The organism is Saccharopolyspora indica (genome assembly GCF_027853965.1).
GTDB classification, from domain to species: Bacteria; Actinomycetota; Actinomycetes; order Mycobacteriales; family Pseudonocardiaceae; genus Saccharopolyspora; species Saccharopolyspora indica.
On record NZ_JAQGLB010000026.1, the window covers coordinates 51,569 to 70,828 of the forward strand.

Annotated in this window: 20 protein-coding genes; 12 read left to right on the plus strand and 8 right to left on the minus strand. The window is 72.7% G+C overall.

The features are described from left to right. Nucleotides 1-44 precede the first annotated feature (44 nt). The 6 genes from cysC to OU416_RS35540 are packed head-to-tail and all read left to right on the plus strand — an operon-like array spanning nucleotide 45 to nucleotide 6,019. A complete protein-coding gene (gene cysC / locus OU416_RS35515) occupies nucleotides 45-1,547 on the plus strand; it encodes an adenylyl-sulfate kinase (protein WP_270931465.1) in 1,503 nt (500 codons plus the stop codon). Then, a complete protein-coding gene (locus tag OU416_RS35520) occupies nucleotides 1,532-2,422 on the plus strand; it encodes a sulfite exporter TauE/SafE family protein (RefSeq protein WP_270931466.1) in 891 nt (296 codons plus the stop codon). The genes cysC and OU416_RS35520 overlap by 16 nt, the downstream gene beginning before the upstream one ends. Beyond that, nucleotides 2,419-3,183: a 3'(2'),5'-bisphosphate nucleotidase CysQ gene (locus tag OU416_RS35525; RefSeq protein ID WP_270931467.1), complete on the plus strand. Its 765-nt coding sequence runs from the start codon at nucleotides 2,419-2,421 to the stop codon at nucleotides 3,181-3,183. The genes OU416_RS35520 and OU416_RS35525 overlap by 4 nt, the downstream gene beginning before the upstream one ends. Continuing rightward, nucleotides 3,183-4,079, plus strand: coding sequence for a sulfate adenylyltransferase subunit CysD (cysD, locus tag OU416_RS35530; RefSeq protein ID WP_270931468.1), 897 nt, complete (start codon nucleotides 3,183-3,185; stop codon nucleotides 4,077-4,079). The genes OU416_RS35525 and cysD overlap by 1 nt, the downstream gene beginning before the upstream one ends. Next, a complete protein-coding gene (locus tag OU416_RS35535) occupies nucleotides 4,079-5,344 on the plus strand; it encodes a sulfate adenylyltransferase subunit 1 (protein ID WP_270931469.1) in 1,266 nt (421 codons plus the stop codon). The genes cysD and OU416_RS35535 overlap by 1 nt, the downstream gene beginning before the upstream one ends. Nucleotides 5,345-5,365: 21 nt before the next feature. Next, nucleotides 5,366-6,019: a sulfotransferase family protein gene (locus tag OU416_RS35540; RefSeq protein ID WP_270931470.1), complete on the plus strand. Its 654-nt coding sequence runs from the start codon at nucleotides 5,366-5,368 to the stop codon at nucleotides 6,017-6,019. An 84-nt stretch (nucleotides 6,020-6,103) separates the two neighbouring features. Here OU416_RS35540 and bioD read toward each other — a convergent pair whose 3' ends face one another. The 4 genes from bioD to bioB form a co-directional block, all read right to left on the minus strand. Then, nucleotides 6,104-6,775: a dethiobiotin synthase gene (gene bioD / locus OU416_RS35545; protein ID WP_270931471.1), complete on the minus strand. Its 672-nt coding sequence runs from the start codon at nucleotides 6,773-6,775 to the stop codon at nucleotides 6,104-6,106. Continuing rightward, nucleotides 6,772-7,905 carry an 8-amino-7-oxononanoate synthase gene (locus OU416_RS35550; RefSeq protein ID WP_270931472.1) on the minus strand — a complete coding sequence of 378 codons (1,134 nt, stop codon included), beginning with the start codon at nucleotides 7,903-7,905 and terminating at the stop codon, nucleotides 6,772-6,774. Before OU416_RS35550 ends, bioD begins: the two co-directional genes overlap by 4 nt. A 120-nt stretch (nucleotides 7,906-8,025) precedes the next feature. Further along, nucleotides 8,026-9,285 (minus strand): adenosylmethionine--8-amino-7-oxononanoate transaminase, encoded by a 1,260-nt coding sequence (locus OU416_RS35555; RefSeq protein ID WP_270931473.1) that lies wholly within the window; start codon nucleotides 9,283-9,285, stop codon nucleotides 8,026-8,028. Further along, the gene (gene bioB / locus OU416_RS35560; RefSeq protein ID WP_270931474.1) at nucleotides 9,285-10,343 is read right to left on the minus strand and encodes a biotin synthase BioB; all 1,059 of its coding nucleotides are present in this window, start codon (nucleotides 10,341-10,343) and stop codon (nucleotides 9,285-9,287) included. Before bioB ends, OU416_RS35555 begins: the two co-directional genes overlap by 1 nt. Before the next feature lie 92 nt (nucleotides 10,344-10,435). Between bioB and OU416_RS35565 the strand changes: the two genes are divergently transcribed. Beyond that, nucleotides 10,436-10,990: a TetR/AcrR family transcriptional regulator C-terminal domain-containing protein gene (locus tag OU416_RS35565; RefSeq protein WP_270931475.1), complete on the plus strand. Its 555-nt coding sequence runs from the start codon at nucleotides 10,436-10,438 to the stop codon at nucleotides 10,988-10,990. 42 nt (nucleotides 10,991-11,032) lie between these two features. Further along, nucleotides 11,033-11,497 (plus strand): hypothetical protein, encoded by a 465-nt coding sequence (locus OU416_RS35570; protein ID WP_270931476.1) that lies wholly within the window; start codon nucleotides 11,033-11,035, stop codon nucleotides 11,495-11,497. A 15-nt stretch (nucleotides 11,498-11,512) separates the two neighbouring features. Here the strand turns inward: OU416_RS35570 and OU416_RS35575 are convergent, their stop codons facing one another. Both OU416_RS35575 and OU416_RS35580 read right to left on the minus strand, forming a co-directional pair. Beyond that, a complete protein-coding gene (locus OU416_RS35575; RefSeq protein ID WP_270931477.1) occupies nucleotides 11,513-12,166 on the minus strand; it encodes a VOC family protein in 654 nt (217 codons plus the stop codon). A 71-nt stretch (nucleotides 12,167-12,237) separates the two neighbouring features. Beyond that, entirely contained in the window at nucleotides 12,238-12,591 is a 354-nt protein-coding gene (locus OU416_RS35580; RefSeq protein ID WP_246025606.1) for a hypothetical protein, read from the minus strand. Nucleotides 12,592-12,660: 69 nt separating this feature from the next. On the opposite strand from OU416_RS35580, the gene OU416_RS35585 reads away from it, so the two are divergent. The 3 genes from OU416_RS35585 (at nucleotide 12,661) to OU416_RS35595 (ending at nucleotide 15,814) form a co-directional block, all read left to right on the plus strand. Next, nucleotides 12,661-13,449 (plus strand): glycerophosphodiester phosphodiesterase, encoded by a 789-nt coding sequence (locus OU416_RS35585; RefSeq protein WP_270931478.1) that lies wholly within the window; start codon nucleotides 12,661-12,663, stop codon nucleotides 13,447-13,449. 105 nt (nucleotides 13,450-13,554) lie between these two features. After that, on the plus strand, nucleotides 13,555-14,973 hold the full coding sequence (locus OU416_RS35590) for an MFS transporter (RefSeq protein WP_270931479.1): 1,419 nt from the start codon (nucleotides 13,555-13,557) through the stop codon (nucleotides 14,971-14,973). 502 nt (nucleotides 14,974-15,475) lie between these two features. Continuing rightward, nucleotides 15,476-15,814, plus strand: coding sequence for an RNA polymerase-binding protein RbpA (locus OU416_RS35595; RefSeq protein ID WP_093156699.1), 339 nt, complete (start codon nucleotides 15,476-15,478; stop codon nucleotides 15,812-15,814). 69 nt (nucleotides 15,815-15,883) lie between these two features. On the opposite strand, the gene OU416_RS35600 is transcribed toward OU416_RS35595, so the two are convergent. Then, complete coding sequence (locus tag OU416_RS35600) at nucleotides 15,884-16,657, minus strand: polyprenol monophosphomannose synthase (RefSeq protein ID WP_270931480.1); 774 nt, start codon at nucleotides 16,655-16,657, stop codon at nucleotides 15,884-15,886. A 57-nt stretch (nucleotides 16,658-16,714) separates the two neighbouring features. Beyond that, nucleotides 16,715-18,274 (minus strand): apolipoprotein N-acyltransferase, encoded by a 1,560-nt coding sequence (gene lnt / locus OU416_RS35605; protein WP_270931481.1) that lies wholly within the window; start codon nucleotides 18,272-18,274, stop codon nucleotides 16,715-16,717. A 218-nt stretch (nucleotides 18,275-18,492) separates the two neighbouring features. Between lnt and OU416_RS35610 the strand changes: the two genes are divergently transcribed. Continuing rightward, entirely contained in the window at nucleotides 18,493-19,248 is a 756-nt protein-coding gene (locus OU416_RS35610) for an alpha/beta fold hydrolase (protein WP_270931482.1), read from the plus strand. Nucleotides 19,249-19,260 lie beyond the last annotated feature (12 nt).

Genomic DNA, 19,260 nt, shown 5'->3' on the forward strand with positions numbered 1-19,260 from the left:
ACAGCGGTGTCCGGCCGTCCCGCGAACAGCGGATGGAGGTGTCGGTGAGCGCGAACGGAACCGAGCCCGGTGGAGCGGGCGGAACCAATCCGGTGACCGCCGGTTCGCGGCGGCGCGTGGTCCGCCACCTCGAACCCGCCGAGCTGGCCGACGTCGAACTGCTGCTGGACGGGGCTTTCCCGCCGCTGCGGGGATTCCTCAGCGCCGCCGAGGCGTTCTCGGTGCGCAGCAGGCACTGCCTGAGCAGCGGGGCGCCCTGGCCGGACCCGATGACGCTCCCGGTGACCGACGAGGCCGTCGCGGCCGACGAGGTCGAGCTGCGCGACGGCGAAGGCGCTCCGGTGGCGGTGGTCCGCAACGAGGCGCCCTGGCACGACGAGTCCGGCGCGCACGCCGCCGGGCCGGTCCGGGCGGCGGGCGAACCCACCGGTGTGCTGCGCCGGATGCGCCCGCCCGCCGAGGACGTCCGCGCCAAGTTGCCCGCCGGGCCGGTGCTCGGGCTGCTGCCGGAGGAACCGCTGCACCACCGCGAGCTCGCCCAGATCCGCGAGCTGGCCGCCGAGCTCGGCGCGCACGTGCTGGTGCTGCCGAGGATGAGCGGGCCCCGTCCGGAGCTGCTCGTGCAGGCCCTGCTGGCCGCCGAGCCGGAACTGCCGGCGGGCACCACGATCGTGCCGGTCCCGCTGGTGCGCCGCGCCGACCCGAAGCGCGACGCGCTGCTGTGCGCGCACGTCGCGGCGGCCTACGGCGCTACCCACCTGATCTCGGAGCAGGCGCTGGAGCAGGCTCCGATCGAAGTCCTGGCGCCGCCGGAGGTGGCGCGCGACCGGGACGATCGCTGGCGCCCGGCCGCGCAGATCGCGCCGGCCGACCGCCGCCCCGGGCTCGGCGACGAGCGGCTGCGCGAGCTGCTCGACCGCGGCGAGGCGCTGCCCGGCTGGTTCACCACCGCCGCCATCGCCGAGCAGCAGCGCAGGATCCACCCGCCGCTGGCCGGTCGCGGGTTCACCGTGCTGTTCACCGGGCTGTCCGGGGCGGGCAAGTCCACGTTGGCCCGCGCGCTGCGCGACGAGCTCAACCGGCACGACCACCGCGCGGTGACGCTGCTCGACGGCGACGTCGTGCGCCGCACCCTGTGCGAGGGACTGGGCTTCTCGGCGGCGGATCGCAGCCGGAACGTGCGCCGCATCGGTTTCGTGGCCGCGGAGGTCACCCGGCACGGTGGTGCGGCGATCTGCGCGCCCATCGCGCCGTACCACGCCGATCGCGACGCGGTGCGCCGGATGGTGGCGGAGGTGGGCGGCTTCGCGCTGGTCCACGTGGCCACGCCGCTGGACGAGTGCGAGCGGCGGGACCGCAAGGGCCTGTACCGCAAGGCCCGCGCCGGTTCGCTGCCGGAGTTCACCGGTGTTTCCGCCCCGTACGAGGTGCCCGGCGATGCCGACCTCGTCCTGGACACCACCGGGCTCTCGCCGGAGGAGGCGGTCGGACGCGTCGTGGCGCTGCTGCGCGAGCGGGGCTGGGTGGGGTCGTGGACTGGGGAGTAGCGGCGACCGGGCTGCTCACCGGGCTGCTGGTGGGCATGACCGGCATGGGCGGCGGCGCGCTGACGATGCCGCTGCTCACGCTCGTGTTCGGCGTGCCACCACTGGCCGCGGTGTCCTCGGACCTGGTGGCCGGGGCGGTGATGAAACCGCTCGGCGCGGTCGTGCACCTGCGTCGGCGCACGGTGCAGCCGAAGCTGGTCGGCTGGTTGTGCCTGGGTTCGCTGCCGTGCGCGGCGGTCGGCTCGCTGCTGGCCGGATCGCTGGGCGCGGGCGCGGAATCGGTGCTCAAGGAGGTCATCGGCGGTGCCGTGCTGCTCGCCGCGGGAATGCTGTTCCTGCGGATGCTGCTGGCCCGCCGCCGCGGCGGCGGGCCGGGCGGACTGGTGGTGCGGCCGCTGCCGACGGTGCTGCTGGGCGGGGTGGCCGGGCTGGTGGTCGGCCTGACCTCGGTCGGTTCCGGTTCGATCATCATCGTGGTCCTGCTGCTGCTCAACCCCGGGCTGAGCTCGGCGCGGCTGGTCGGCACCGATCTCGTGCAGGCGGTGCCGCTGGTGCTGGTCGCCGCGGTCGGGCACCTGTTCGCCGGTGATGTCCACTTCGGACTCGTCGGTGCGCTGCTGGTCGGTTCGCTGCCCGGAGTGCTGGTGGGCGCGCTGATCTCGGCCCGGGTGCCGGACCGCCCGGTGCGCGTGCTGGTGGGCGGCATGCTGGTGGCCACCGGGCTGGTGATGCTCGGCGCGGGCGTCCTGCTCGGCGGGGCGGCCGGGCTGCTGGCGGTGCTGCTCGGCGTGGTGCTTTCCGCTGGTGGGCAGCGCGAAGTCGTCGCGGCGGGCGGTGGACGTTCGGTGCGCAGGGACGGGGAGGTATCCGGGTGAACGTCGACGATCACGAGCTGGCCGCGCGGCTGGCGCAGCGAGCCGGGGAGCACCTGGTCGAACTGCGGGCGGCGCGAGCGTCCACATCGGACCCGAAGGAGCTCGGGGCGGCTGGTGATGCGGCGGCCCACGCGCTGCTCGGCGTCGCGCTCGCGCAGGAGCGCCCGGAGGACCCGGTGCTGTCCGAGCACGGAACCTCCGGCCCGGAGCGCAGGCCCGGCGGGAGGGTCTGGATCGTCGACCCGCTGGACGGCACGCGCGAGTTCTCCGAGGCCGGGCGCACCGACTGGGCGGTGCACGTCGCGCTGGTCGACGAGCACGAGGTGAGCGCCGCGGCCGTGGCGCTGCCCGCGCAGGGCTTGGTGCTCGGCACCGTTCAGCCACCCGAGCGGCCGCCGCGCGGGAGCGGGCCGCCGCGGATCGCGGTCAGCCGCAGCCGTCCGCCGGAGTTCGTGGCCGAGGTCGCCGAGCGCACCGGTGCCGAGCTCGTCCCGATGGGTTCGGCGGGCGCGAAGATCAGCGCGGTGGTGCTCGGCGAGGTCGACGCCTACCTGCACGGCGGTGGCCAGTACGAGTGGGACAGCGCGGCCCCGGTGGGCGTCGCGCGTGCCGCCGGGCTGCACACCAGCCGCCTGGACGGCTCCGAGCTGGTCTACGGCCGCGCCGATCCCTGGCTGCCGGACCTGCTGGTCTGCCGGGCGGAGCTGGCCGGTGACCTGCTCGACGCGCTGTCCCGCACCCGATCCGAGGGGAGTCGCTGATGCTGTCCCGGCTGGACCTGCTGGAATCCGAGGCGGTGCACCTGATCCGCGAGGTGGTCGCCGAGTTCGACCGCCCGGCGCTGCTGTTCTCCGGCGGCAAGGACTCCGCGGTCCTGCTCAAGCTGGCGGAGAAGGCGCTGGCCCCGGCGCCGATCCCGTTCCCGGTGCTGCACGTCGACACCGGGCACAACTTCGAGGAGGTGATCGACTTCCGCGACCGGCGCGCCGCCGAGCTCGGCGTCCGGCTGGTGGTGGCCTCGGTGCAGGACTCCATCGACGCCGGGCGGGTCGCCGAGCCGACCGGCAAGGGCGCCAGCCGCAACCGGGCGCAGACCGTGACCCTGCTGGACGCCATCGCCGAGCACCGCTTCGACGCGCTGTTCGGCGGGGCGCGCCGCGACGAGGAACGCGCCCGGGCCAAGGAGCGGATGCTGTCGTTCCGGGACGCCTTCGGCCAGTGGGATCCGCGCAACCAGCGCCCGGAGCTGTGGAACCTCTACAACGGGATGATCCACCCCGGCGAGAACGTGCGCGCCTTCCCGCTGTCGAACTGGACCGAGCGCGACGTGTGGACCTACATCGAGCGCGAGGGCGTGGAGCTGCCGTCGCTGTACTTCGCGCACGCCCGCAAGGTCTTCGAGCGCGACGGGATGCTGCTGGCCGACACCCCGTTCCTGCCGCGCGAGCCGGGCGAGCAGCTGGTCGAGCGCTCCGTGCGGTTCCGCACCGTCGGCGACATGACCTGCACCGGCGCGGTGCCGTCGGCGGCCGCCACGGTCGCCGAGGTGATCGCCGAGATCGCCGCGACCGGGGTGAGCGAGCGCGGGCAGACCCGCGCCGACGACCGCGCCAGCGCGGCCGCGATGGAGGACCGCAAGCGGGAGGGGTACTTCTGATGAGCGACGCACCGGTGTTCGCCCCGGCCGACAGGCTGCTGCGGTTCGCCACCGCCGGTGCCGTCGACGACGGCAAGAGCACCCTGATCGGCCGCCTGCTGCACGATTCCCGCTCGCTGCTGGCCGATCAGCTCGAAGCGCTGGAACTGGCCAGCCGGGAGCGCGGCGACGCGGGCCTGGACCTGGCGATGCTCACCGACGGGCTGCGCGCCGAGCGCGAGCAGGGCATCACCATCGACGTGGCGCACCGCTACTTCGAGACCGCGCGGCGGGCTTTCATCATCGCCGACACGCCCGGCCACGCCCAGTACACCCGCAACATGGTCACCGGCGCGTCCACCGCGGGCCTGGCGATCGTGCTGGTCGACGCCCGCAACGGCCTGACCGAGCAGAGCCGCAGGCACGCCGTGCTGGCCGGGCTGCTGCGGGTGCCGCGGCTGGTGCTGGCGGTCAACAAGATGGACCTGGTCGGCTTCGACGAGGCGGTGTTCCGCGCCATCACCGGGGAATTCGCCGCTTTCACCGCCGAGCTGGGCCTGCGCGAGGTCACCGCCATCCCGATCTCGGCGCTGCGCGGCGACAACGTCGTGCACCGCTCGGAGTCGACGCCCTGGTACGACGGGCCTGCGCTGCTGGAGCACCTCGAAGACGTCGAAGTCGCCGACGAGGGTGCCGCCGGTGAGTTCCGGCTGCCGGTGCAGTGCACCATCCGCGCCCCGGGATACCGCGGCTACGCCGGGCAGATCGCCAGCGGCTCGGTGGCCCCGGGCGAGGAAGTCCTGCACCTGCCCTCCGGGATGCGCAGCCGCGTGGTCGCGGTCGACACCGCCGACGGCGAGCTGGGCCGGGGGAGAGCGCCGCAGTCGGTGACCGTGCGGCTGGCCGACGACATCGACGTCGGGCGCGGCGACATGCTCTGCGCTCCGGCGAACCCGCCGGTGGCGGCCGCGGAGCTCACCGCATCGGTGTGCTGGATGTCGGCGGGATCGGTGCTGGAACCGGGCACGAGACTGCTGCTCAAGCACACCACGCGCACGGTGAGGGCGGTGGTGTCCGGGATCGGCGACCGGCTGGAGGTCACCACGCTGGAGCGCGGCCCGGCCGAGCGCCTGGAGCTCAACGAGATCGGCGAGGTCGGCCTGCGGCTGGCGCGACCGGTGTTCTGCGATCCCTACGCCGACAACAGGTTCACCGGCGGCGCGGTGCTCATCGACGAATCCACCCACGCGACCGTCGGCGCGGTCATGATCACCGAAGCGCGCTGAAACACGACAAGGAGCTTGGAATTGGTCCAGATCATCGGGGCCGGGTTCGGCCGCACCGGCACCGCGTCGCTGAAGGCGGCGCTGGAGCGCCTCGGCTACGGCCCGTGCTACCACATGTTCGAGGTCATCGCGCAGCCCGACCGGGTGCAGCACTGGGCACGCGCGCTGGACGGCGAGATCTCCGACTGGGAGGCCGTCCTCGGCGGCTTCGAATCCACAGTGGACTGGCCGGGGTGCACCTTCTGGCGGGAGCTGGTGGACTTCTACCCCGACGCCAAGGTCCTGCTGACCGTCCGCGACCCGGAGAAGTGGTACGACAGCGTGCACAGCACGATCTACCGGTTCGCGCAGGAAGAACCCGAGGACGGCCACTCGTTCGTCAAGCTGCGCCCGACCATCGAGCGGATGATCTGGGACGGCACCTTCGGCGGCCGCTTCGACGAGCGCGCGCACGCCATCGAGGTCTTCGAGGAGCACAACGCCGCCGTGCAGGCCGCGGTCCCGGCCGACCGGCTGCTGACCTACCGGGTCGGCGAGGGCTGGCAGCGGCTGTGCGACTTCCTCGGCGTGCCCGTGCCGGAGGAGGACTTCCCGCACGTCAACGACTCCGGCTCGATCCGCGAACTGGTCGACCGGATCAGCCGGGACGGCGAGGTCCCCTCACCGTTCGACTGAACCGCTCACGGGCGGGAACCGAGCTGCCGCGCGGCTTCGGCGAAGGCGGCGCGCAGCCGTGCGTGCGCCGGGTCGTTGGCGGGATCACCCCGCGAAGTGGCTGGTCACCCAGGTGCCGACCCGTGCGCGGAAGTGCTCCGGGGCGAGACTCCCGGCGCCGTCGGGAAACGCCGCCACCACCGGGACCCCGGTGACGCGCGGCAGCTCGGTGCGGTTGCACCGCTCGGCCAGGCCGGGCTCGTCGGGCACCGCGCCGAGCACCAGTCCCGCCGGTTCAAGACCGCGGGAGCGCAGCGCGCCGACGGTGAGCTCGGTGTGGTTGAGGGTGCCGAGCCCGATGCGGGTCACGACGTAGACCTGCACCGGGTGGTCCCGGGCGAGATCAGCGGCCAGGTCCAGCAGCGTCCCGCCGCTGGTGTCGAGGCGGACCAGCAGCCCGCCCGCGCCTTCGACGAGCACGGTGTCGCGGGTCCGGGCCAGCTCGCGGATGCGGGCGGCGTGCGCGCTGACCGGAGGGATCTCGACACCGCGCAACCGGGCCGCGGTGTCGGGCGCCAGCGGGTCTTCGAGGCGGGTGAACTCGGCGACCTCGCAGCCCGCCAGGCGCGCCACCGCGCGGATGTCGGGTTCATCGGTGCCGACACCGGTCTGCGCGGGCTTCACCGCGATCGCGCCAGGCCCGGCGCGGACGGCGAGCGCAGCAGTGGTGACGGTCTTGCCGACACCGGTGTCGGTGCCGGTGACGATGCGGATCACGGCCACCTCCGGTGCTCCTTGACGACCCGGACCAGCGCTTCGACCGCCCGCTCCCAGCGCGCGTCGTCGAGACCGGCGCGGGCGGTGATGCGGAGCCGGGAGACGCCGTCCGGGACCGACGGCGGCCGGAAGCAGCCCACCCGCACCCCGGCCTCCAGCGCTGCCGCCTGCGCGGCGACGGCGACCTGCGGAGAAGGCATCGGCACCGAGAGCACCGCACCCGCGGATCGCCGGACACCGAGCCGGTCGGCCAGTTCGGCGCCGCGCTGGTGGATCCGCGACGGGAGCGCGGGTTGCCTGCGCAGGCAGCGCAGCGCGGTCAGCGCGGCGGCGGTGGGCGCCGGTGCCAGACCGGTGTCGAAGATGAACGGGCGGGCCCGGTTGACGAGGTGGTCGACGAGCGCGGCGGAACCGAGCACCGCACCGCCCATCGCACCCAGCGATTTCGACAGCGTCGCGGTCATCACCACGTGCGGGTGCTCGGCAAGGTCGTGCAGCGCGCCCCGGCCGCCGGGGCCGACGACGCCGAGGCCGTGCGCTTCGTCGACCACGAGAAGCGCGTCGTGCTCGGCGCACACCGCGGCGAGCTCCGGCAGCGGAGCGGCGTCGCCGAGCACCGAGAAGACCGATTCGGTCAGCACCAGCGCCCGCCGGTCACCGGCCGCGGCCAACGCCTCCCGGACCGCGGCGACGTCGTTGTGCGGGACCACCTCGATCGCCGCCCTGGCCAGCCGCGCGGCGTCGATCAGCGAGGCGTGCACGTGCGCGTCGGAGACGATCAGCGACCGCTTGTCCGCCAGCGCGGTCACCACCGACAGGTTGGCGTGGTAGCCCGTCGAGAACACCAAAGCCGCCTCGCGGCCGGTGAATCCGGCGAGCTCGCGCTCCAGCTCGACGTGCAGCGAGGTGGTGCCGGTGACCAGCCGGGACGCGCCCGCACCCGCTCCCCAGCACAGCGCCGCGTCGGCGGCGGCCCGGCGCACCGCGGGATGGCGGCTCAGCCCCAGGTAGTCGTTGTTGGCGAGGTCGATGACGTCCTCGTCGGCCGTCCGGGGCCGCAGCGCGCGCTGCAACCCGGCGGCCTCGCGCCCGGCCCGCTGCTCGGCGAACCACTCCGCCCAGCCGCTCATCCGCGTTCCGCCTCTCCGCGATTCACAGTGGTGGTTGCGTTGGGAGTTGATCTTGCGTGTCGTGGTTTCTCGTGGCTGGTTTGCGTCACGTTCCCCTGAGGTGCGGTTGCACAGGGCTACTCATCCCGCATTCGCGGCGGCCGCGATCCCGGCGCAGATCGCGGCGACGTCCTCGTCGCTGCACACGTACGGCGGCATGGTGTAGATCAGGTCCCGGAACGGGCGCAGCCACACCCCTTCGGCCAGCGCCGCTTCGGTCGCCTTGGCCACGTCGACGGGATGGTCGAGCTGGACCACGCCGACCGCACCGAGCACGCGCACGTCGAGGGCGTCGATCCCGTGCAGCGTCTGCAATCCGGCGTTGATCCGCCGCACGTCGGCAGCCCAGCCACCGGTGCTCAGCAGGTCCAGGCTGGCGGAGGCGACCGCGCAGGCCAGCGGATTGCCCATGAACGTCGGCCCGTGCATCAGAACGCCGGAATCGCTGGCCGACAGGCCGCGGGCGACCTCCGCCGTGCACATCGCGGCGGCCAGCGACAGGTAGCCCCCGGTGAGCGCCTTGCCCACGCACAGCACGTCCGGAACCACCCCGGCGGCCTCCGCGGCGAAAAGCGTGCCGGTCCGGCCGAAACCGGTGGCGATCTCGTCGAAGACCAGCACCAGCCCGTGCTCGTCGGCGACCTCGCGGAACACCGCCAGGCATTCGGCGGGGTAGGGGTGCATCCCGCCCGCGCCCTGCAGCAGCGGCTCCACGATCAACCCGGCCAGCCGGTCGGCGTGCTCGGCGGCGAGCGCGCGGAAACCCGCCGCCCACGCGCCGACGTCGCCGCCCAGGCCCGGTGGGCGCTCGCCGAAGACCTGCTCCGGCAGCACCCCGGACCACATCGCGTGCATGCCGCCGTCGGGATCGCACACGCTCATGCAGTCGAAGGTGTCGCCGTGGTAGCCGCCGCGCACGGTGAGGAACCGGGTCCGCTCGGGCCGCCCGGCACCGCGCTGGTGCTGCAGCGCCATCTTCATCGCCACCTCGACGCTCACCGACCCGGAATCGGCGAGGAAGACGCGGTCCAGGCCCTCCGGTGCGAGGTCGATCAGGCGCCGGGCCAGCTCGACCGCCGGTTCGTGGGTGAGCCCGCCGAACATCACGTGCGCCATCCGGTCGAGCTGGCGGCGCGCCGCCTCGTCGAGCACCGGGTGCCGGTAGCCGTGGATGGCCGACCACCACGACGCCATCCCGTCCACCACCTCGCCGGCGCCGTCGAGGGCGATCCGGCTACCGGTGGCGCCGGTGACCAGGCGGGTCGGCGCCGGATCGGTCATCGAGGTGTACGGGTGCCAGAGGTGCTCGCGGTCGAAGGCGAGCAGTTCCGCCGCCTCCATCAGGCGTTCGGGAGCAGGTCGGTGCCCGCGCCGCGCCGCCGGATCACCGGGTCGGCCGCGCGCTGGGCGAGGTCCTCCGCCGAGCCCTGCACGACGAAGCCGCTGTCCCGGATCATCTCCAGGTCCGCCTCGGCGGCCTGGCCCTCCGAGGTGAGGTAGTCGCCGAGGAAGATCGAGTTGGCGACGTGCAGCGCGACCGACTGCAGCGAGCGCAGGTGCATCTCGCGGCCACCGGCGATGCGGATCTCCCGGTCGGGGCAGACGAAGCGCGCCATCGCCAGGATCTTCACGCAGCGGGTCGGGGAGAGCTCCCAGGTGTTCTCGAACGGGGTCCCGTCGAAGGGCATCAGGAAGTTGACCGGGATCGAGTCCGAATCCAGCTCCCGGAGCGCGAACAGCGCCTCGACGAGCTGCTCGTCGGTCTCGCCCAGCCCGGCGATCAGGCCGGAGCAGGGCGAGATCCCGGCGCCCTTGGCCTTCTCCACGGTGTCCACGCGGTCGGCGTAGGTGTGGGTCTGGACGATGGCGTCGTGGTGGCTCTCGGCGGTGTTGATGTTGTGGTTGTAGGCGTCCACGCCGGCGTCCTTGAGCCGTTCGGCCTGGCCCTCCTTGAGCAGTCCCAGGCAGGCGCAGACCTCGACGCCGGGGTGCTCCCGCTTCAGCGCCCCGACCACGTCGACCACCTTGTCGATGTCCCTTGTGGACGGTCCGCGGCCGGAGGCGACCAGGCACACCCGGCTCGCGCCGCCGCCGAGCCCCGCCCCGGCCTGCGCGAGGGCCTCGGCCTCGGAGAGCCACGAGTACTTCAGGATCGGCGCGCTGGAGCCCAGCGCCTGCGAGCAGTAGTTGCAGTTCTCCTGGCAGAGCCCGGATTTCAGGTTGACCAGGTAGTTCACCTTCACCGCGTTGCCGAAGTGCGCGCGGCGCAGCCGGGCGGCCGCGGCGACGACGGACATCAGCTCGGCGTCGTCGGCGCGCAGCACCGCGAGGGCGTCCTCCGGGGTGGCCGGGGTGCCGGCGAGGACCGCGTCGGCGAGCTGGTGGAAGTGGGCGCTCATCGCTTCTCCGGGGTGTCGAACCTGAACAGCGTTCACCTGAACGGCGTTCAGGCTAGACTGGGCGGATCGATCGGTCAACGGGAGGTTCCTGGGTGCGCTACCACCGCAGCGACGTCGTGGCCCGCGCGATCGCGGTGCTCGACGAGTACGGGCTGGAGTCGCTGACGATGCGGCGGCTGGCCACCGAACTCGGCGTGCAACCCAGCGCGCTCTACCACCACGTGCCGAACAAGCAGACGCTGCTGGCCGCGATCGCCGACGAGATCCTGATCCGCGGCAGGCGGCCCCGCCGCGCCGAGCGGTGGGACCGGCGCGTGGTCGAGATCTGCGGCGAGCTGCGGGACGCGATGCTGGCCTACCGCGACGGCGCCGAAGTCGTCGTCACCGCGCACACCTTCGGCCTCGGCGCCGGTGAACCCGCAGGTCAGCTGCGTGCGGCGCTGCGCGACGGCGGCCTGCCCGATGACGTGGTCGACGTCGGCACCCGAGCCCTGCTGCACCTCGTGTTCGGCCACACCGTGGAGGAGCAGATGGCGCTGCAGGCCGCCAGCGCCGGAGCGATCGACCGCGCTCCCGGCGGACCGGCGGACTTCGAGCGCGGGCTCGACCTGGTGCTGGACGGCCTCCGGGCCAGGGTCAACGGCTGACGTCATCACCCCACCGGGTGGTCTTGGCGCGGTGGCCGCGGAATGTGCCGACGCGGCGGTGCGGCGTGGGGCATCGTGGGCGCGAGGCTGACCTGGACAGATCCGGCCGCCCGCCCGCGAAACCCCGAGAAGACCGCGAAGGACACCGCAGCCGTGAACAGCGTCAACGAAGCGCTGCAGCTCTACCCGGAGCTCGCGATCCTGGTCGGGATCCAGACGCTGTGGACATTCTGGATCCTGACCGATCCGCTCGGGCGCCCGGAATGGCTGGTCGGCGTGGTCAGCTGGCCGGAGCACAGCGACGCGCTCTGGATCGCCGACCGGCAGCACGCGCTGGCCGCCCGGCTGCTGGTGGCCACGCCCTCCGGCGGCGTCGTCTGGCAGACCTCGGGCACGCTGGCGGCCACGATCGACGCGCTGAGCAAGCTCCCGGAACCCGGCGCCCCCGGCGCGCCGTGCGAGGTCCTCAAGCCCGGGCCGTTCTGGCCCCCGGCTCGCCTCTGCTGACGAAGCCGTCGAGCTTCAGCCCCAGGTGCTCGCGGTGGTCAAGGCGATCGTCGCGCCGTCCGGATCGGTGATCGCCAGCACCTCGCCCAGCAGCGGGTGGTCGAACCGGTCGGTGACCTCGGCGCCGACCCCTGAGACCAGCTTCTCCGCCGCGGCCAGGTCCTCCACCGCGAAGAAGCACAGCCAGCCCCAGGCCGCCGCGACCTGCCGGCCCGTCCTGGTGGCCAGCGGCCGGTCGTCGACCAGGTACTCCGCGCCGGTGGCGGTCGGGCGCACCGCCCAGTTCAGCGTCCCGGCCCAGAAGGAGTCGGCCCGCTCCGGATCGCTGGTGGCCAGCTCGATCCAGCACGGCTCGCCCGGACGGGGTTCGGGGGCCAGCGGACCGTGCTGGGCACGGCCCTTGGCGATCCGGGCCAGCGCGTCGTCCGGGCCGGTCAGCGCGCAGCTGGGGGAGCTCCCGGCGAACACCGGCCGCCAGCCCGGCCGCTCTCCGGCGCGGGGCTTGCGGATCGTCGTGCAGCGGCGGTTGCCGACCCAGCAGTCGAACCCGCGACCGGTCGGATCCGGGTTCCAGCCGAGCAGCGCGCGGTAGCGGACCGCCGAAGCAACCGGGTCCGGGCTGATCAGGTCGACGCGGCGCAAGCCGCGAACCACGGGTCGTGCGGGCACGGTCGACACCTCACCGCTGGGGACCCTCATCCTGGTCACCTAGCTCGCCCCGCACAATCCTCCGTTCGTCCTCACCGCAGCCGTTCCAGCTCGACGGCCACGTCCACCACCTGCGCGGCGAGCTTGCGCAGCTCGCCGTGGTCGGCGGTGTCGTCGACCGCGGTGACCACGTCCTCGGCGGCGCAGCGCAGCTGGAACAGCCGGTCCTGCAGGTCTGCCAGCTCCGCGGCGGAGAGCACCACCGCGTCCTCCGGCAGCCCGCCGCGCTGCACCGCGGTGCGGCGCTCGTAGGCGCGCTGGCGGCAGGACTGCGCGCAGTACAGGCGTGGACGCCCCTGGCGGCCGGCCTCCGGAACGCGCCGCCCGCACCAGGCGCAATGCCGGATCTGCCGCTGGCGCCGGGAGGGCTGGTCAGAGATATCCACGATCGATCACGTTAGTCAAGGGCCCCGCCTGCGCGATGCAGGCACGCCGATCGGGCAGAGTTGTCCGGTGTGACGCATCCTTTCCTGCTCGGCCCCCGACCCCGCGCCTTCGCTCACCGCGGGTGGCACCTCGGGGAGCTGCACGACCTGGAGAACTCGCTGAGCGCGTTCCGGCGCGCGGCCGAGGAAGGCTTCCGCTACATCGAGACCGACGTGCACGCCACGGCCGACGGCGTGGTGGTGGTCAACCACGACCCGACGCTGGAGCGCACCACCGACGGGCGCGGCACCATCCGGCGGCTGCCGTGGTCGGCCGTGCGCACCGCGCGGGTCGGCGGCCGGGAGCCGGTGTGCTCGCTGGACGAGGCGCTGGAGGAGCTGCCGGAGACCTTCTTCAACATCGACGTCAAGGAGGACTCGGCGGTGGAGCCGGTCCTGCGGGTGGTGCGCGCGCACAACGCCTGGGAGCGGGTGTGCCTGGCCTCCTTCGCCGAGCACCGGCTGACCCGGCTGCGGCGCGCCGCTGGGCCCAAGCTGCTGACCTCGACCGGCAAGCGGTCGGCCGGGCTGCTGTGGCTCGGTTCGCGGTGGGGCGGCTGGCCGCTGCGCTCGCTGGTCGTCGGGGGCGCGGCCCAGGTCCCGCAGGGGTTCGGCGCGGTGCGGGTGATCGACCGCCGGTTCGTCCGGCAGGCGCACCGCTGGGGGATCGAGGTGCACGTCTGGACCGTCGACGACCCCGCCGAGATGCGGCAGCTGCTCGACGCCGGGGTGGACGGGCTGGTCACCGACCGGCCCGACCTGCTGAACCAGGTGCTGCGCGAGCGGTTCGGCGAGCCGCAGCCGGAGGTGGGCGGATGAGTACAACTACGCATTGTCCGCGCTCGGGCCTCCACCGTGTTCGATCGAGCCAGTAAGGTCCGGTTACCCCCAATCGAGTGACATTGGCTTCGGAGGACCGAACGGATGAGCGTGATGGGCAGCGACGTGGCACCGGACGCCGCGCAGCGGCGCCGGGAGCAACGTGGTTGGTGCTGGTACGACTGGGCCAACTCGGTGTTCCCGACTTCGGTGTCGACGGTCTTCCTGTCGCTCTACCTCACCGCGGTGGCCACCTCGGCGGCCAAGGCGGACACCGAGCGCAACGGCCTGAACCCGTGCCCCGGCGGCAACGCTCTGGTGGACTGCGACATCTCGGTCTTCGGGCTGAGCTTCCCGGCGGGGTCGCTGTGGGGGTACCTGCTGTCGGTGGCCACCGTCGTGCAGGTGCTGGTCCTGCCGATCACCGGGGCGATCGCGGACCGCTCCAGCAGCAAGCGGCTGATGCTGGGGGTGCTGGCCTTCGGCGGCGCCGCGACCACCGCGCTGCTGGCGCTGGTCGGCGGCCAGAACTGGCAGCTGGGCGTGGTGCTGTTCATCCTCGGCAACATCTGCTTCGGCGCCTCGGTGGTGGTCTACTACTCGTTCCTGCCGGAGATCGCCGACGCCGATGAGCGGGACATGGTCTCCACCAAGGGCTGGGCGTTCGGCTACCTGGGCGCGGGCGTCGCGCTGGCCCTGCACCTGGTGATCTACCTCTTCCACGACTCGATCGGCATGGACTCCGACGCCGCGGTGCGGGTGATCTTCCTGTCCTCGGGCGTGTGGTGGGCGGCGTTCACGCTGCTGCCGCTGGCGGCGCTGCCCAAGCGCCGCGCGGGGGAGGGGGAGCAGGCGGCCGCGCCTCGCCCGACGGCGACCGTCATGGAGGGCTTCAAGCAGCTCAAGAGCACGCTGCGCGAGGCCAAGCACTTCCCGCTGACCCTGGCGTTCCTGGGCGCCTACTGGATCTTCACCGACGGCATCGCCACCGTCGTCCAGGTCGCGCCGCAGTACGGCAACCTGGAGCTGAAGCTGCCGCAGGACGCGCTGATCGTCACCGTGCTGATCGTGCAGTTCATCGCCTTCGTCGGCGGCATGCTGCACGGCCTGCTGGCCAAGCGCATCGGTGCCAAGAAGACGATCCTGATCAGCCTGTCGATCTGGCTGGTCGTGGTGGTCGCCGCCTACTTCGTGCAGGCCGGGCAGGAGATGCAGTTCTACGGCCTGGCGGTGGGCATCGGCCTGGTGCTCGGCGGAACGAACGCGCTGTCCCGTTCGTTGTTCAGCCAGATGGTGCCGCCCGGCAGGGAGGCGGAGTACTTCTCGCTGTACGAGATCGGGGAGCGCTCCACCTCGTGGCTGGGGCCGTTGGTGTTCGCCGGCGTCGGGCAGGCCACCGGGTCGTTCCGGCTGGCCATCATCTCGCTGGTGCTGTTCTTCGCCGTCGGCCTGCTGCTGGTGGCGCTGGTGCCGGTGCGGCGGGCCATCGAGGCGGTGGGCAACCCGGCGCCGAAGGTGCTGTGAGCGGAGTAGCGGGTCACACTGCGGAGCGCACCTGTCGGGTGACGCTCCGCATCCGCTCTGCCGTTCCGGGGGCGTTGCTCCAAGCTGGTGATGGGTGCGATCGGGCCGCACGGCGTGTTCGGTATATGCCGGTACGCAGCGTTGTGAAAACGGAAAACGAAGTGCAGCTACAATCCGTTACTTCCTTTCCGGCGGCCTGCTCCGTCCGTGGCGTGATCTATGTCCCACTCTCGACGTTTTCCCTGGACGTGGTTTAGCCAGAGTGGCTCACCATCTGGCACTATCACCCGTTCGAACGCACCTATAGATTGCCAGTGGGATAACGCGTCACGAACGCGGACCGACTGCATCTCTAGGGAGAAGGCTGTCGTTGACGGGTGAACAACGTCACCGACGGCAACCAGAAGCATGACACCGGGAACAGACGACGGGGCTCCCGTCGTTGCACACGGTGAGCACAACCGCCCGGGCTCGGCCCCGGGCCGAAGTGAAAGGAACCGTCATGGCCGACCGCGTTCTGCGTGGCAGCCGGCTCGGAGCAGTGAGCTACGAGACCGATCGCAACCACGACCTCGCACCGCGCCGGACGGTGCGCTACGCCTGCCCCAAGAGCCACGAGTTCGAGGTGCCGTTCTCCGACGACGCCGAGGTGCCGCCGACTTGGGAGTGCCGTCTGCACGGCACCGAGTCGAAGATCATCGACGGCAACGAGCCGGAGCAGAAGAAGGCCAAGCCGCCGCGCACCCACTGGGACATGCTCCTGGAGCGACGCACCATCCCGGAGCTCGAAGAGCTGCTCACCGAGCGGCTGGACCTGCTGCGGGCGCGCCGAGGCCGCTGACCCCGGAAGCACCACGCTGACAAAGCGCCTGGGACCCGTTCCCAGGCGCTTTGACGTGTTTCACCGCCGTCAGCGGCGGAGGGTGCGCAGGAGGCCCGCTGCCTGGTGGGCCCGGCGGCGCAGGCCCCACTTGGTCACCCGCACCAGGGCTTCGCGGACCACTTCGGCATCCATCTTGGACGTGCCCGCCTCGCGCTCCACGAAGGTGATCGGCGCTTCCACCACCACGAAGCCCGCCTCCACCGCGCGCCACGCCAGGTCCACCTGGAAGCAGTAGCCCTGCGAGGCGACGTCGTGCAGCCGGACCGTCTCCAGCACCTCGCGCCGGTACACCCGGAAGCCGGAGGTGATGTCGTTGATGGACACCCCCAGCGCCAGCTTCGAGTAGGTGTTCGCACCCCGGGAGAGCAGCGCCCGGTACCAGGGCCAGTTCACCGTCCGCCCGCCGGTCACGTAGCGGGAGCCCAGCACCACGTCGGCCCCGGTGCCGTCCGGCCCGAGCATGCCGATCAGCCGCGGCAGGTCCTCCGGGGCGTGCGAGCCGTCCGCGTCCATCTCGATGATCGCGGCGTAGTCGCGCGCCAGCGCCCAGTCGAACCCGGCCACGTAGGCCGCGCCCAGCCCGGCCTTCTCGGTGCGGTGCAGCACGTGCACCCGCTCGTCCTCGGCGGCCAGCCGGTCGGCGATCTCGCCGGTGCCGTCCGGGCTGCCGTCGTCGACGACCAGCACGTGCGCCGCGGGCATCGCGGCGGACAACCGGCGCACGATCGGCTCCAGGTTGTCCCGCTCGTTGTAGGTCGGGATCACCACCAGCACCGCGTCGGGGCTTGGCCGGGTCGACATCCATGTCCTCCTAGCCGGTCGTCGCGGACCGGCCGTGCGTTTCGGTCGGGTGTTGTCTCAGCCGCGGCGGGGCCGCCACCAGGTGGCCGCCAGCGCGCCCGCCGCCAGCGCCACCAGCGCCCACGTCGTCGCGGATCCCAGCTGGGTGGCCACCGTCAGCGTCGAGCGCAGCGGCACCTCGGCGATCAGATTCTGCGCGGTGAACTGCTCGGTCCGCTCGCTGACGGAACCGTCGGGCTGCACCACGGCGCTCACACCGCTGGTCGACGCGACCACGACGGCGCGGCCGTGCTCGACCGCGCGCAGCCGGGCCATCGCCAGCTGCTGGTAGCTCATCTCGGAGTAGCCGTACCAGGCGTTGTTGGTGGGCAGCGCCAGCACGGTCGCGCCCTGCTGGACCGCGCCGGTGTACACGTCGTCGTAGGCGACGTCGTAGCAGATGCCCACGCCCACCTGGACACCGCCGACGTTGAGCAGGCCCGGCTCGTCGGCGGGCACCATGTCCTGCGGGAAGCGCTGCACGAACGGGCTGACCCGGCTCGCCAGCGACCGCATCGGGATCGTCTCGGCGAACGGCACCAGGTGCTGCTTGACGTAGCGGTCGCCCGCGCCGGTGGCCGGGTCCCACTGCACGATCTGGTTGCGCAGCGAGCCGTCGGCGTCCTTGCCGAGGCCGCCCACGACCAGCGGCACGCCGAGCTGCGCGGCGATGGCCGAGAGCTCCGGGTCGGTCCGCGCCGGCCCCCAGCTGCCGACCTGCTCGGGCAGCACGACGAAGTCCGGCTGCGGCACCCGCCCCGTCTGCACGTCGGCGACCAGCTTCTTCGCGGCCGCGATGTGGTTGGCCTTCAGCACGTCGTCCTCGTAGAGCAGCCCGAGCCCGAGGTTGGGCGCGTTGCCCTGCACGATCGCGACCCGCGCGGTCCCCGCCTCGGCGTCGGTGCCGATGAGCGGCGACATCGCGAGGCCGCCGACGACCGGCACCAGGGCCATGGCCAGGGGAGCGGCCCAGTTGCGCCGGGCGCGCAGCCGGAAGGCCAGTTCCGCCAGGGCACCGCCGATCAGCGCGACGGCGAAGGAGACCAGCGCGCTGCCGCCGAGCGCGGCCAGCGGCAGCAGCAGCCCGGTGTCCTGGGTGAAGGCCAGCCGGCCCCACGGGAAGCCGCCGAAGGGCACGCTGGAGCGCAGCACCTCGAAGGCGACGAACACCGCGGCCAGCCACACCGGTCCGCCGGGCAGCCTGCTGACCCGCGCCATCCCGGCACCGGCGAGACCGACGAACAGCGCCTCGACCGCTGCCACGCCCAGCCACGGCCACGGGCCGAAGTCGGCGCCGAGGAAGTCCTGCAGCCAGCCCAGCAGCGGCAGCAGGAACGAGAAGCCGAACAGCAGGCCGTAGCCGAACCCGGCGCGGGCGCTGCGGTGCCGGATCACCGCGGCGAACAGCGCGAACGCGATCGGTGCCAGCCACCACAGCTCCCGGGGCGGCGATCCGGCGTAGAGCGCGAACCCGGCCGCGACGGCCGCCAGGACGCGCAGCGGCCAGACTGATCGACCTCTGGTTCTGCTGCGATCCGGCCGGGCGGTGCGCTGCGGACGAGTCGTGGGGGAAGCCAAACGATCAACCTTCTAGGTGCTGCCGTGCCGGCCGGGCCGGAACGCCGAACGTCGTGCCGAACGAGGTGCGCGAACGGTCGGCGCGCACTTGACAAATGTACGCCGGGGCGCGACCGGCCCGGGCAAGGGCGGCTGATCAGGTGGTGCTGGTTCCAGGCGGGTGCGTCCGGTCGGCAGGTGGGCCATGCTGGAGCGCTAGTCGATCTAGGAGGTGCTTCGTGGCGGAAGAGCTCGGTGGTGGTCAGCACGCGGTCATCGCGCTGCACGGGTGGTTCGGGTCCGGAGCCGCCTGGCGGCCGGTGCACCCGCACCTGGACGGCAGCCGGTTCCGGTACGTGTTCCCGGACTACCGCGGTTACGGCAGGCGGATCGGCGAACCCGGCGAGCACACCCTCGCCGAGGCCGCGCAGGACGTGCTGGCGCTCGCCGACGAGCTGGGCTTCGACCGGTTCTCCGTGGTCGGTCACTCGATGGGCGGCGCGGTGATGCAGCGCGTGCTCGCCGACGCGCCGCACCGGGTGCGGGCGCTGGTGGGGGTCTCCCCGGTGCCTGCCAGCGGCGTGCCGTTCGACGAGCAGAGCTGGGAGCTGTTCACCGGTGCGGTCGCCGAACCGGGCAACCGCCGCGCCATCCTCGACCTGACCACCGGCAACCGGCTCACCGGCGTCTGGCTGGACGCGGCCGTGCGCCACTCCCTGGCGCACTCCGACCGGCGGGCCTTCGGCGACTACCTGGAGGCGTGGGCGAAGGCCGACTTCGACGCCGAGATCCAGGGCAACCCGGTGCCGGTGAAGGTGATCGTCGGTGAGCACGACCCGGCGCTGGGCGCGGCGACCATGCAGGCGACCTTCCAGCAGCACTACCCGAACTGCGAGCTGGAAACCCTGACCAACGCCGGGCACTACGCGATCGACGAAACGCCGATCGCGCTGGTCACGAGCATCGAGCGGTTCCTCGCCACCGTCGAGGACTGAGCCGCCGCCGAG

Bases quoted from the DNA above. Each gene is read 5' to 3' on its own strand.
- cysD (WP_270931468.1), top strand. From the start codon at position 3,183: ATGCTGTCCCGGCTGGACCTGCTGGAATCCGAGGCGGTGCACCTGATC.
- OU416_RS35595 (WP_093156699.1), top strand. From the start codon at position 15,476: ATGGCCGACCGCGTTCTGCGTGGCAGCCGGCTCGGAGCAGTGAGCTAC.
- OU416_RS35555 (WP_270931473.1), bottom strand. From the start codon at position 9,285: ATGGAGGCGGCGGAACTGCTCGCCTTCGACCGCGAGCACCTCTGGCAC.
- OU416_RS35535 (WP_270931469.1), top strand. From the start codon at position 4,079: ATGAGCGACGCACCGGTGTTCGCCCCGGCCGACAGGCTGCTGCGGTTC.
- OU416_RS35550 (WP_270931472.1), bottom strand. From the start codon at position 7,905: ATGAGCGGCTGGGCGGAGTGGTTCGCCGAGCAGCGGGCCGGGCGCGAG.
- OU416_RS35600 (WP_270931480.1), bottom strand. From the start codon at position 16,657: ATGTCGACCCGGCCAAGCCCCGACGCGGTGCTGGTGGTGATCCCGACC.
- OU416_RS35570 (WP_270931476.1), top strand. From the start codon at position 11,033: ATGTGCCGACGCGGCGGTGCGGCGTGGGGCATCGTGGGCGCGAGGCTG.
- OU416_RS35590 (WP_270931479.1), top strand. From the start codon at position 13,555: ATGAGCGTGATGGGCAGCGACGTGGCACCGGACGCCGCGCAGCGGCGC.
- bioB (WP_270931474.1), bottom strand. From the start codon at position 10,343: ATGAGCGCCCACTTCCACCAGCTCGCCGACGCGGTCCTCGCCGGCACC.